11 protein-coding genes are annotated in these 13,812 nt (G+C 43.4%); 4 read left to right on the forward strand and 7 right to left on the reverse strand.

What is annotated here, in order from left to right; all coding sequences use genetic code 11:
* Window positions 1–295: 295 nt before the first annotated feature.
* Window positions 296–1,585 carry an adenylosuccinate synthase gene (locus JMX95_RS02195; protein ID WP_045444847.1) on the reverse strand — a complete coding sequence of 430 codons (1,290 nt, stop codon included), beginning with the start codon at window positions 1,583–1,585 and terminating at the stop codon, window positions 296–298.
* Between the two features lie 125 nt (window positions 1,586–1,710).
* Window positions 1,711–3,018 carry an ATP phosphoribosyltransferase regulatory subunit gene (locus JMX95_RS02200; RefSeq protein WP_201553545.1) on the reverse strand — a complete coding sequence of 436 codons (1,308 nt, stop codon included), beginning with the start codon at window positions 3,016–3,018 and terminating at the stop codon, window positions 1,711–1,713.
* A gap of 479 nt (window positions 3,019–3,497) precedes the next feature.
* Here JMX95_RS02200 and JMX95_RS02205 point away from each other — a divergent pair, with 479 nt between their 5' ends.
* The 4 genes from JMX95_RS02205 (at window position 3,498) to JMX95_RS02220 (ending at window position 8,877) form a co-directional block, all read left to right on the forward strand.
* Window positions 3,498–3,887: a DUF2237 family protein gene (locus JMX95_RS02205; protein ID WP_045451983.1), complete on the forward strand. Its 390-nt coding sequence runs from the start codon at window positions 3,498–3,500 to the stop codon at window positions 3,885–3,887.
* 74 nt (window positions 3,888–3,961) lie between these two features.
* On the forward strand, window positions 3,962–5,176 hold the full coding sequence (gene corA, locus JMX95_RS02210; RefSeq protein WP_055124484.1) for a magnesium/cobalt transporter CorA: 1,215 nt from the start codon (window positions 3,962–3,964) through the stop codon (window positions 5,174–5,176).
* Window positions 5,177–5,466: 290 nt separating this feature from the next.
* Window positions 5,467–7,176: a chromosome condensation regulator RCC1 gene (locus JMX95_RS02215; RefSeq protein WP_201559928.1), complete on the forward strand. Its 1,710-nt coding sequence runs from the start codon at window positions 5,467–5,469 to the stop codon at window positions 7,174–7,176.
* 324 nt (window positions 7,177–7,500) lie between these two features.
* Window positions 7,501–8,877, forward strand: coding sequence for a di-heme oxidoredictase family protein (locus JMX95_RS02220; protein WP_201559929.1), 1,377 nt, complete (start codon window positions 7,501–7,503; stop codon window positions 8,875–8,877).
* An 82-nt stretch (window positions 8,878–8,959) separates the two neighbouring features.
* On the opposite strand, the gene JMX95_RS02225 is transcribed toward JMX95_RS02220, so the two are convergent.
* From JMX95_RS02225 to JMX95_RS02245, 5 genes are all read right to left on the reverse strand, one after another.
* Window positions 8,960–9,478: a phosphate-starvation-inducible protein PsiE gene (locus JMX95_RS02225; RefSeq protein ID WP_045451736.1), complete on the reverse strand. Its 519-nt coding sequence runs from the start codon at window positions 9,476–9,478 to the stop codon at window positions 8,960–8,962.
* Between the two features lie 99 nt (window positions 9,479–9,577).
* A complete protein-coding gene (gene folD, locus JMX95_RS02230; RefSeq protein WP_201559930.1) occupies window positions 9,578–10,456 on the reverse strand; it encodes a bifunctional methylenetetrahydrofolate dehydrogenase/methenyltetrahydrofolate cyclohydrolase FolD in 879 nt (292 codons plus the stop codon).
* A gap of 311 nt (window positions 10,457–10,767) precedes the next feature.
* Window positions 10,768–11,967 carry a DegT/DnrJ/EryC1/StrS family aminotransferase gene (locus JMX95_RS02235; protein ID WP_201559931.1) on the reverse strand — a complete coding sequence of 400 codons (1,200 nt, stop codon included), beginning with the start codon at window positions 11,965–11,967 and terminating at the stop codon, window positions 10,768–10,770.
* Between the two features lie 10 nt (window positions 11,968–11,977).
* Window positions 11,978–12,589: a sugar transferase gene (locus JMX95_RS02240; RefSeq protein ID WP_201559932.1), complete on the reverse strand. Its 612-nt coding sequence runs from the start codon at window positions 12,587–12,589 to the stop codon at window positions 11,978–11,980.
* Complete coding sequence (locus JMX95_RS02245; RefSeq protein ID WP_201559933.1) at window positions 12,586–13,755, reverse strand: glycosyltransferase; 1,170 nt, start codon at window positions 13,753–13,755, stop codon at window positions 12,586–12,588. The genes JMX95_RS02240 and JMX95_RS02245 overlap by 4 nt, the downstream gene beginning before the upstream one ends.
* Window positions 13,756–13,812 lie beyond the last annotated feature (57 nt).

Consider the following 13,812-nt stretch of genomic DNA (forward strand, 5'->3'; position numbering starts at 1 on the left):
ATAACATAATATACCAATTAAACCAGAATAATGTTAGCAATTCTCTCCTTTATACTATTTTTTCTTATCTCAATTTATTCAATGACTAGATATCTTGATTTTTTATCGTTAGAGATTAATAGTGATTAACACTTTTTATCACTTGGCATTAATAATAGTTAGCATAATAGAAAATGATGAGAATTTACTCATAAGACATTACTCACAAGATAATACTCATAAAAAAAATCCCAATGCTCAGCACTGGGATTTTTTATTAATACTAAAAGCGATTTAAGCAACTTTCTAGTAAAGACTAAGCATCATACGGGTCGCGTAATACGATAGTCTCTTCGCGGTCAGGACCGGTTGAGATAATATCAACTGGGCAACCAATCAATGCTTCGATACGTTTGATATATTTTTTCGCATTTTCTGGAAGTTCATCATAGTTAGTGATACCAACGGTTGACTCACTCCACCCTTGCATCGTCTCATACTTAGGCGTGACTGACTCATAGAATTCAGCATCATGTGCACCTGCACATTCAGTTTCAGGCAAGTTATAACCCACACCAATTAGTAACTCTTCAAGACCGTCTAATACGTCAAGCTTAGTTAAGCAGATACCTGACATAGAGTTCAGTACCACGGCACGGCGTAATGCTTCAGCATCGAACCAACCACAGCGACGCGCACGACCAGTGGTCGCACCAAACTCATGACCGACTTTAGCCAAATGCGCACCAACATCATCAAATAGCTCAGTTGGGAATGGACCACTACCGACACGGGTAGTATAAGCTTTAGTGATACCAAGTACGTAATCTAAGTACAATGGACCGATACCTGTACCAGTCGATACGCCGCCAGCGGTTACGCTTGAGCTAGTAACAAACGGATAAGTACCATGGTCGATATCAAGCAATGTACCTTGCGCACCTTCAAACATCAGATTCTTGCCAGCCAGACGCAATTGATTAAGGTCTTCGGTTACATCAGTAACCATACCTTTAATCTCCTCTTTCCACTCTTGGCAAAGCTTAAGTGTCTCATCAAAATCAATCGCTTCAACTTTATAATATTGAGTCAATTGGAAGTTATGATATTCGATTAAGTTGCGGAGTTTTTCTTCTAAATCATCACGGAACAAGTCAGCAAGCTTGATAGCACGGCGCGCTACTTTATCTTCATAAGCAGGACCGATGCCGCGACCCGTCGTACCGATTTTACCAGTACCGCGTTTTGCTTCGCGTGCTTGGTCAAGTGCCACATGATACGGCATGATAAGTGGGCAGTTTGGAGAGATACGCAGACGCTCACGTACTGGTACGTTGTTGTCTTCTAGCTCTTTCATCTCTTTTAATAATGCGTCAGGTGCTAACACCACGCCGTTACCGATAAAGCAGGTAACGCCTTCACGTAAAATACCTGATGGGATTAAATGTAGGATGGTGGTTTTGCCATCGACAACTAACGTGTGACCAGCGTTATGTCCGCCTTGAAAACGTGCAACTGCTGAAGCTTTTTCGGTTAGTAAATCGACGATTTTACCTTTACCTTCATCGCCCCATTGGCTACCCAAAACTACGACATTCTTACCCATGATCAATCCTTACCTTTATGTATTGAGGTGTGTGCAATAACGGTTTAAAACCTGTGATAACTTTCGTTATCTTGATTTTAAAGACGTTAAAAAATGGTAATACTACTAATATTAAAAACTAATGCTTAAATACTCTGTAACTGCCAATGATTATCTCTAAAGCTCAAAAGATGCGTCATATCAGAGGGACGATCTTCTGCATTCAATGGCATGGTGACGCGATAGCCTTGCTCACGTAAACTCTCAACCTGCTGTAGCAGTATCTGTCTCTGTTCTTGGTTCGCACTGCTCAATGCTTCATAGTCGACCAATACGATGATTGGTGTCTCAAGCTGCGTGTGTGCAAGCAAACGACTGACATCCATACTAAAGCCCGTGGCTTCACGTGGCTGATTGATTGCTAACTGATTGCCACTTTGCATACCATCGAAACGACCGCCACGTACCAGAGGTTGCGTCTCACTATTGATATAGCCGTTGAACACAATACCCGTGTGGTAATGATAGCCTGATAATTCCGTCACATCGATACTCACAGGGCATTGCCACTGGTCTTGTAGATGTGTTTTTAGACGTTGTAATTCATTGATAGCAGTCGCGACTTGCGTGTCCTGCTGTGCAGTCTCTGACAATCTCGCCAATAGATTGGTAATATCATGACCAAAACGTGCCAAAGCATAAAAATCATCACCCATTGACAATAACTGGCAGACACGCTTTAGCTCTGGTAGATTTTTATTGGCATATAAATGCATGAGTTGTTCAGTGTCATTATCAGACAACGCTGCCAACTCAGCCAAGCGTTTGAATATCGCCACATGACCCAAGTCTATATGCAGCGTCGCACTCATATTTAGCTTATTTATCATGCCAAACAACACATCTATCAGCTCAATATCTGCGGCAAGTGAAGCACAGCCAAATATTTCAGCACCGAGCTGCAAAGGCGTACGTGAGCCAAACAGCCCTGATGGCAAGGTATGAATCACATCACCTGCATAGCAATAACGCGCAATACCTGTGCCGCCCCAATGCGCATCAATACGCAAAATCTGCGGGGTAATATCCGCACGCAGACCCATCAAGCGACCCGTTAGCTGATCGATAATCTTGAAAGTTTGACGCTTTAAATCTTCTGAGGCGCCACTCAACAATGACTCTGTAAATTCAATCATTGGTGGATTGACCAACTGATAACCATGAGCAATAAGCTGCTGAGTCAGCTGATACCTAAGCACTTCTTGCTTACGCGCATCTTCGAACAGCACATCCACCACCCCATCAGGCAACAACCAGCTATTGGCAACGTCGCTGGCAAAGTTGTTTAAATATGGCATGCTAGTAGAGGTAGCAGTGTTTTCAGCAGGCTGAGCCGCCGCTTCATTAGTCGTATTTAACTGGGCAAGTTTTGCAGAATCAGAACTGACAGACACAATAAATCCTTGTTTGGCGTATCGCTTACCAAAAACGCGGTACTGATGCGGTACTTAAAGGTTATATTTACAATTGCATTGACGCCATGCATTTTTATTTTTAACGCGCAACATCATTGACCCAATTATTTATAAACAAACTAGGTAGCCGCAAAAGGGTGAGTAATAAGTATAATTTAGAATGATAAGACGAGTATCTTTATGCGCTAATAAACGGCGTTAAATAATCAAGGCACTTTATGCTTTAGTTTAGCATAGCAGCCAAGGTTCGCCTAGTGACAATTAGCCACAATTACTATCTAATTACGTCTTATCAGCACTTAATCTATGAAGGTTATCTATAGACTATATAAGTAATCGTTGACTCAAAAATGGTTACCATCATTTTATATGATAAAGAAAATAATGAGCAAAGTGAGAACAACGCCTTCGATACCGACTCATGGTACACTAAGCCATATTTTTATCTCGGAAGCCTTATGTCATCTGATTACCACCCAAACCCTGCCAACAATCAAGCCAACGTTTTAGGTACGGCACTTGCCAGCTGCTGCTTTGACCCTATTACCGGTTATTACCGCAATGGCTTTTGCCATACTGGCAACCATGACGTCGGTCAGCACACCGTATGCGCCAAGATGACTAGCGAGTTTTTGAACTTTTCTGCCAGTCGCGGCAATGATTTGATTACGCCGCTACCTGAGTATGGATTTTCTGGTCTTAAGCCTGGTGATTATTGGTGCATTTGTGCGTTACGCTGGGTTGAAGCTTTGGACTTTGATATTGCCCCGCAAATCAAACTAGAAGCTTGCCACGAAAGCTTATTGAGCTTGGTCGATATTGATACTTTGAAAAGTTACGCCCTTTAATAACGATCATTATTAACAACAATCATTATAAGTTCTGATTGTGACACGTTTTTTACTTTATAAAGGGAGGGTGTATGGAAAACAATAACGACCAGTTGATCAAAAAAACCGCGCGTATTGCACCTAACTCTAATATCAATCGTATTTACGCCGATATGAATGATGAACATCTCTATCTAGACAATGATGACAGCTATATCTATGGCGATGCTGATACCACCACTGAGGACACCATCGAGACCATGACGGTCTACGATCCTGACTCTGAACGCTATGAAGATATTGACTTGTCGAGTGCCGATGAAGTCGTCAATTGCTATGCTTATTCACGTAAGACCGGTGAAAACCTCGATAAATTAGCGCTAAACGATGTTAGTCGTGCCTTAAATAATAATGGTCAGTTTATTTGGCTTGGTCTCTATGATCCAAGCCTAGAAACCATGGTCAAAGTCAAAGAAGCCTTTGGGCTACATGAGTTGGCGATTGAGGATGCTTTCGCCGATCACCAGCGTGCCAAAGTCGAGAACTACGACAATGACATGGTGTTTGTGGTATTGCGTACCGCTAAGCTTGAGGACAATGTCATTCGCTATGGCACCACCGCGATATTTATGGGCAAAAACTACCTGATTACCATCCGTAATGGTCCATCAAACTCCTACGCACCTGTCCGTGAGCATTGTCATCGTCGCCCTGAAAAGCTGCGTATGGGGCCGATATTTGTACTGCATGCTATTCTCGATTTTATCGTGGATAATTATATGCCGATTACCGATCGTTTAGGTCGCTATTTGCGTGAGCAAGAACGTTACGTGTTTACCTATGAGTTTGATAAAGGTACATTAAAAAACCTTTATGAGCTCAAATCGCAACTCGTACATATGCGGGCGATTATTTTACCAGTACAGGATATCTGTAGTTTTTTTATCAATCATAAAAAAAGCGAGATGGTCTCTGGGTTTTCTCAGGCCGCTAAGCCCTACTTCCGCGACGTCAATGACCATTTGCTACACTCATTAGACGCTATTAATGGTCTAAACGAGATGCTGAGTGTGGTCATGAATACCTATATGGCCATGGTTAATATGGGACAGAACGAGGTGGTGCGTAAGCTTGCTGCTTGGGCAGGTATTTTAGCTGTACCGACGGCCATTGCGGGTATCTATGGGATGAACTTTGATTTCATGCCCGAGCTGCATTGGCAATATTCCTACTTTGTCATCATGCTCATCATTGGGTCATTATGTGGCTATTTATATTACAACTTTAAAAGGCTTAAATGGCTATAACCAAAATTTATAGTTGCTGTTTCATTTGTAGCCAGCGTTCAGCTTTTAAAAACAGCATCCTTGGTGGTGCTGTTTTTCCACTTTATTATTGATAATAATTCTTATTTGTAATACTATTCACATTTATTATTGCTAAACTCTTGCCGCCATTTCTATTATTCCAATGCCATCATATACGATTGACTCAGTCAATAGCACAAACCCTACACCGTCGGATTTGTATGGGACGGTTTTGTTATTTTACGGCTGGCGTACTGACATATTGTCAATTTGCATCTATCGAGGTTTTTATGCGTTTATCCCGTCTTACTCAAGCTGTCGCGGTCGTTACCGCAGCCTTGATTCTTACTGCTTGTGGCAGTGATTCCGACACAGCCACTGCTATCATAGATGGGACACCGCCACTACTAACCACTGATAGCAACTTTACTGATGGCTATAGCGCGGTTGCAGCGGTATTTGTCTCAGGACAAGTACAAGATAGCAGCGGCGTCAAATCATTGACTTATATGCATAATAACGAATTAGCCCAAGCGCTAACGCTAGATGCTGATGGTTATTTTGATGATCGTATTTTATTAACGCTAGGTAGCAATACCATTGTCTTAGAAGCCACAGACAATGCCGGTAATATCATGCGCTCAACCAAGACCATCTACGTAGGCGATACGATTGCCGCAGGTGGTTCGCATACCGCTGCCCTGCGTGATGGTCAGCTATATGGTTGGGGTCGCAACAACTATGGTCAGACAGGACTCGGTCTGACCACAAAAATCAGCGATATTATGGGACATCCAGACACGCCGATGCTAATGAACAGCGCACCAAAAGATTTGCTATCTATTGGCTTTAATCAAAATCATTCACTCGCTATTGCTCAAAATGGTCAAGTTTATAGTTGGGGTGAAGACAAATACGGGCAGCTGGGTCGCGGTGATGGGGGTCGTAATGACTGTAGCAAGACTGCAGACTGCCGTTTGGATATCAGCACGATCGAAGGTATCGAAAACGCCGTCATGGTCGCACCCGGCTATAGCCATAACTTGGTATTGACCGAAGAGGGTACGGTTTGGACCTTTGGTGCCAATGGGTATGGTCAACTTGGTAATAATACCAGCACCGATAGCAGCACCCCTGTTAAAGTTGACTTTACAGCAGCCACAGAGGCAGGACATATCGTGCAGGTGGCTGTCAGTGGCAATAGCTCTTATGCCTTAGATGACAAAGGTCAGGTTTGGGGTTGGGGCAGCGATGCTTACGCCAATCTTGGCAAAGGCAAAGTCTGTAACACTACAACCAACTGTATCAACGTCAATGCAACCCCTGTACGTATTCATGTCATTAATGAAACGATTAATAACGCCATTACTGCTAAGACAGATGACGCCACTCAAAAAGCTGACGACCAACCCGCTATAGATGCAGAAAAAGTGACCCAATTGACGGCTGGCAAAGACCATATCTTAGCATTGACCAATAAAGACGCAGTGTATGGCTGGGGGTTAAATGCCACTAGTCAATTGGGCTACAATGGTGAGACATTTAATGGCAGCGAAAAGGCATGGGCAGATGTCATTACCTCACCGACCAAACTGCCTTGGTTTACAGATAAAGAAGTTCGCCGCGTCTATGCCAATGGCAATGCCAGCTATGCGTTACTGGATAATGTCGCCACTAATAATGGCTCATCAGCAACGGATGGTATTCTCTATGCATGGGGCATGTTTGGGGAGACAAATGGCGCAGGCAAGACCATTTACAACGACCTAGATGAACCAACCAATAAGCTGCCGAATCTAAAGAATATCGATAATATGGCCATGGGTGCCATGCATCTGATTGCTCATGAAAAATCGTTTGACCAAGATAATAATACGCTGAAAGCTGGTCATTTATTTACGTGGGGCTGGAGCTTTGAAGGCTCACTCGGCAACAAAGACACCACTCATATTTGGATGTACAACAACCCTATCCCAGTTGCTTTACCTAGTCAGCTATAAGTGTTTTAAGTATGACGAAGCGAACAGTGCATAGTTGGTTGAATTTCCTATCATAAAATTCTCAAACAAGCAGCCTCGTTTGTGCTGCTTGTTTTAGTCAATACGCCTAACTATTGCGCGGTAGCTTATCGCATAATCCTCAGGATATCCTCAATTAAATCGACATCTCTCTAAATAGGCTGACGATGAAGATACACCCTAACCCCTTATATTCTAGCCATTTCAGGTCAGCCCATGTTCTTACGATCAAACTCGTCAACCATATCAAATTCTTCATTGTATACATTACCTCCCATCATACGTAACACACTACTCAGTGTAAGTATGGCGCTGCTGCTCATTGCTTGTGGTGGTTCAGATGATTCAAATAATTCCAGTAATGATGGCAATACTAACGTTCCCAACCCACCCACTACTCCTGACACTCCAGAAATCGATACCAACTGGCAGCCAGCAGGTGGCAGTGCTACGATTGCCGCCAATGGATCACAGCCTTTTTTGCAAATCATGCCCAATCTACCGAGCAGCGCTTTAGGCGGGGTATCACCTGGACGTGAGTTATTTATCACCGAGTGGACACCAGCAAATGAGGGTCGCGTACTGTTCGATGGTGTGGGGCCACTGTTAAATGCCAATGCCTGTACCCAATGCCATAGCGCTGAAGGTCGCAAACCCATTTATGCAGCCAATGGTCAGCTGAGTGATGCGATTTTATTCCGGTTGGGTAATAAGCAAGGCCTGCCACATGCTTATTACGGTGAACAAATGCAGCATCAAAGTATTGCCACAAGTATCAATCCCGAAGGGAGCATACGCTACGCAGCAATGCCCAGTCAAAATGATAAACCTGCTGGCATACAGTTTAGCTTTACTCCAACTGACCTTAATCAACCCTTAGGAAATACAGCGATTAGCGGACGTATCTCACCGCAGCTGGTCGGCATGGGCTTGCTCGACCTGATTCCTGAAGCGAATATCATTGCGGCAGCTGACCCTGATGATAACAATCAAGACGGTATCAGTGGCCGCGTACATTGGGTACAAGATGGCAAACAGCAGCGCATTGGCCGCTTTGGCTGGAAGGCTATTAATACCAGTCTACGTACCCAAAACGCCAATGCCATGTCGCAAGATATGGGTTTGACCACCTCGGTATTTATGGATCCTAACTGTACGGTAAATCAGCCTATTTGTTGGACAGCAGCGAATGGCGGCTCTCCAGAAGTCTCAGACAGCAGTCTAGACGCCGTGACCGATTTTATGACCGCCCTTGCCGTACCTGAAAGGCGAATAGACGATTTATCAGATTTTAATAAAGGAGCGCAACTGTTTGCACAAGTCGGCTGTGCTGGCTGTCATACACCCAAGCAAAAAACAGGCAATAGTGATCGCTTCCCGCTCCTATCACAGCAAAACATTTATCCTTATACTGATTTATTACTGCATGATATGGGCGCTGGACTAGATGACAGCGTAAAAGAGAAAAATGCAGAAAGCTTTGAGTGGCGTACACCGCCATTGTGGGGAATTGGCATTGTGGCACGTGATCCAGAAGCGCGGTTTTTGCATGATGGTCGTGCCAGCAGCTTGACTGAAGCGATACTCTGGCATGGTGGTGAAGCAGAAGGTGCAAAGACGCGCTTTACACAGTTATCCGCCACGCAAAAACAAACATTAATGACCTTCTTAAAGGGCATTTAACGCTCAAACAATAAAATGTGAGATTTAAGAAGGCAAAAAAGGGCTACCAGTGGTAACCCTTTTTTATGCTGCTATTTAATAGTTATTCACGGCGATGCTTGGTATGACTATCAGGCGCTTGAGCATTATCAGGTAACAGCGCTTTAATCGTTAAGTTTGCATGCTGTTTATCTAGATTGTCCTCTGGACGGCCAAACGTTTTTGCTGTCCAAGTTAATACTACGATAGAACCGCTCAATAGCATAATGGCCACAGAAATTGTCGCCAGCAGCCATAAATGAAAATAGTCTGAGACCGCCTGTACATCGACCACCAAATGTCGTGATAAAGCAGTAATCGCGATAAATATCAAAAACTGTACCGGCAGACGGTGGGTTTTAAAATAAATCCCTATCATGGCGAGCAGCTCAAGATAAATAAACAACATCAATATGTCTTTTAAATCCGCTGAGCCTTTTTGAACAATACCAACGAACTCTTTACCGGCGGTCCAAACGACAACCACACTGATTAGAAATAAAATAACGTAATGACAGACATCGACAAACTCTCTACCGATACCTTGTAGTCGCTCATGAACACCTACGTTTTTTTTAGCCATGTTTAGGTCCTATCAACTGAGATGTGGTTGATTTAGCCTGAGTATATATTACCTCAGGCCCCTTATTTATCGGCAATCAGTATTCGTATGACTCTCTTTTTAGCCGATATTCAAACCGGCAGATTTTTCAGCAGCATCAACCGTTTGGCGAATGAGGGTATTAATGGTCATTGGACCCACGCCGCCCGGTACAGGCGTATAAGCACTGGCGATATTTTCTACGCCTTGCAACTCAATATCACCGACGCCGCCATTATCCGTTGGATGAAAGCCTGCATCGATAACCACAGCGCCCGCTTTGATCCACTCTGCTTTAATCAGTTCAGGCACGCCCACTGCCCCAACCACGATATCCGCACGCTTAATATGAGACTCTAAATCTTGTGTTCTTGAATGGCAAATCGTTACGGTGCAGTTGGCATTCAATAGCATCATCGCCATTGGTTTACCCAAGATGGCACTGCGACCTACAACTACGGCTTCCTTACCAGCAAGCTCGATATTATGATGCTCTAATAAGTGCATGATGCCTTGCGGGGTACATGAACCATAAGCGCTCTGCTGCATCGCCATACGACCAAAGCCAAGGCAGGTCACACCATCGACGTCTTTTGCCAAGTCAATCTGCTCAAAGCAAGCACGCTCATCAATATGCGCAGGCACTGGATGTTGTAGCAAGATACCATGGACGTCTGGATTGCTATTGAGCTCGTCTATCTTTGCCATCAGCTCTTCAGTGGTCGTCGCACTTGGCATCTCAACGCGTATAGAATCCATGCCGACACGTTTACAAGCATTACCTTTCATACGTACATAAGTCGCAGAAGCGGGATCGTCGCCGACCAATATCGTCGCTAAGCTTGGGGTGCGTCCTGTCTTATTCTTGATAGCGTCTACACGCGTACTCAGTTGCTGTTCTATTTGTTTAGCAAGTGCTTTACCGTCCAAAACGGTAGCAGATCCTTGGGCAGTTGACATAGTAACTCCAATAGAGGGTGCGATAAAAAAAAGAAAGACAGCGCCCGCAACTATTTGCATGCCTGTCTTATGCTTGATCAATGTATGATTAAGACTGATATTGTACCTGTCTGGGATAAAAAATCCTAGCGTGAGATAAGACTTGGATACTTATAAATTTCTATCACTCGCCAATCCAGTAATATCATGTCATTACCGATGCAACCTTGACAACCTTTATCGTTTTATAAGAAAGTCTAATCACAAATAAAAGTTAATAGCCGCAACTATTTATAAATAATCAACACGCCTTAATAAGCGATATTCTCACATTACTGAATCATTGAAGCAAACACGCGATCGATTGCATCTACCGTTTGCGCGATTTCGGCAGTGGTTAAGGTAGGATGAACCAAAAACATTAAGCTGGTCTCTCCCAACTGTTTTGCTATTGGCAGTCTGTTTTCTGGACGCAAGCCTGTATCATCAAATGCTTTTTCTAAATATACCTCTGAGGCAGACCCTGAGTAGCAAGGCACGCCTAGCGCATTTATTTCTTCAATGATGCGATCACGTGTCCAGCCCTCAGCTAGGTTATTTGGTTGCACATAAACATACAATTTATAATAGGCATGGGTAGAGTTTGGAAACTGATAATCTTTCTCTAATGTTGGCACCGATAGATAGCCTTTTTCTTCCCATTTAGCACATGCCTCTAATATTGCTTGAGCATTAGCACGGCGCTTCGCTATCCAGTCACTCATATGTGCCAATTGAATACGCCCAATCACGCCTTGAATCTCGGTCATGCGCCAGTTGGTGCCAAAGCTCTCATGTAGCCAATTATAGCCGGGCTGCTGCTCGGTCTCATAGACCGCGGCATAGCTTTTGCCATGGTCTTTATAGGCCCACATTTTTCGCCATAGCTGCTCGTCATCGGTGGTGACCATGCCGCCCTCGCCGCCTGTGGTCATGATCTTATCTTGGCAAAAACTCCACGCGCCAATATGACCGATACTACCAACGCTACGACCTTTGTAGCGTGCACCATGCGCTTGTGCACAGTCTTCAATGACATATAAATCATGCCGATCTGCCAGTGCCATGATGCCATCCATATCACAGGGCCAACCTGCCAAATGCACACAGACGATGCCTTTGGTTTTGTCTGTCAATACCGCCGCTATCGACTCTGGAGTGATATTCCCTGTCGCCTCATCAACATCCGCAAAAATGGGCGTCGCGCCTGCATTAACCACTGAGGAGATACTAGCAATAAAAGTGCGCGGCGTCACGATAACTTCATCACCCACACCTATACCAAGTGCCTGCAATGCCGCGTCCAATGCCAAAGTTCCGTTGCCCAATGCAATCGCGTATTTGCTACCCACCCAATCAGCGAATTCCTCTTCAAACTGACGGCATTCTTGCCCTGTCCAATAATTGACCTTGTTGGATAACAATACTTGACTGACCGCATCCGCTTCTTGCTGAGTAAAACTAGGCCAAGGTGAAAAAGGAGTATTTAGCATGCGTTCCTCATCAAAGCGTGTTTTTATCGACGCTATTACCTGTGAATTTACTCATGGTCGCTTCACCATCAGCACTAATACCATCTTTGATAATGACTTTTTTTACTGTTTTAATCAAAATCTTAATATCTAACCATAATGACTGATGATCGACATACCATGTGTCGAGCGTAAATTTTTCATGCCAACCAATCGTATTGCGACCATTAACTTGTGCGTATCCCGTAATACCCGGACGTACACGGTGGCGACGCGCTTGCTCATCATTATATAGCGGCAGATATTCCATCAATAATGGTCGCGGCCCCACCAAACTCATATCACCTTTAATCACATTCCATAGTTCAGGCAGCTCATCGAGACTGCTATTACGCAAGGTCTTACCAAATGCCGTCAAACGCTCATCATCCTCTAAAGGATTACCTTCTATATCGATAGCATCTTTCATCGAGCGAAACTTAATCATCTCAAACGGCTTGCCATTTAGACCAGGGCGAGTTTGTTTAAATATCACTGGTGATCCTAAGTTTTTTTTGACTTTATAAGCCGTAATAGCATAAACAGGAGATAATATTACCAAGGCCGCCGTGGCCGCCGTGATGTCAAATAGTCGCTTTATCATTTTGCAGCCCGCCTTTTGTCGTTTACGCGGTCATCCCTATTACGTAAATAAAAACTTAAATAACTTTGCCACAATTGCTTGCGTTCAAAATTTGCAATGGCCCAGTCTCTTGCATCAGGATATCTTTTTTCAAATTCCTTATCAGTAGCAGCAGCACTGATCGCTTCGGCGACAGACGACATATCCTTAAAATTAAATTTTCGACCACTGATACCTTCTTTGACACTATCCTTTACACCAACGACATCATAGGCAAAAGTTGGAACAGCGCAACTTGCTGCTTCAATAGCGACACTGCCAAACCCTTCACGATAGCTCAAAAATAAATGTAAATCAGCACACTGAAAAACCTCGTGTACATTTGGATTGGCTGGTATATACACACCTCTATTATCTTTGACAACTTTTTCAACGACTACTTTTCCTACGTCGTCTTCACAGTCTCCTATGAACATAAAGTAGACGTTTTCTGCTCTTAGTTTTTCGGATATATACTCAATATCTTTGAAGCCTTTATCATCACAAACTCGTCCTACCACGCAAATCACAAAGGTATTTTCAGGTATCTTGTACTTCTTTCTTAATGCCTCTTGTTCTAGCTGAACCACAGGTTGCAGCAAATCCGTATCGATGCCGTTAAATGAGCCATTATCAATGACAGTTGCCTTACTTTTTTTGAGGATATTTTCTTCTAGGCATACGCTGAGCAAAGACTCAGAAACAAATAAAACCTCGTGAGATAAGCTAAAACTTAATATATCCAGACCCTGAAACACCCTCTTTTTTAAACCTGAGAAATTCTCATAGGCTCTACCCACGCTAAAAGCAATTCGTCTCTTTTGCAATGTAACAGCACTTGCGATACTCCCTAACAACAAGGCTTTAGGCGTTAAATAAACCACCACATCAAAACGATTCGATAGCATATAACGGGTTAAAAGCGCGAGCGACTGAGCATCTTTAAACAAAGATGGCTTACGCTGAAAATTTAAATTAATCACCTTGCCTATTTTGCGCTCACGTAAAATATCTAGCTGCTGTTTATCGCCACCGCAGATTAAGGTGATCTCAACATCCGCGTGATCTCTAATGTATTCAAGCTGATCACGATATAGCACATTAAATGACACCGCATCTGTCATTAGAAAGCATATCTTTAATGTCATTTCAGCACCTCAATGTTTTTTATATATTATTTTATTAGTGACCTTTTATAAATAATA

Source organism: Psychrobacter sp. NC44, assembly GCF_904846655.1.
Taxonomy (GTDB): Bacteria; Pseudomonadota; Gammaproteobacteria; order Pseudomonadales; family Moraxellaceae; genus Psychrobacter.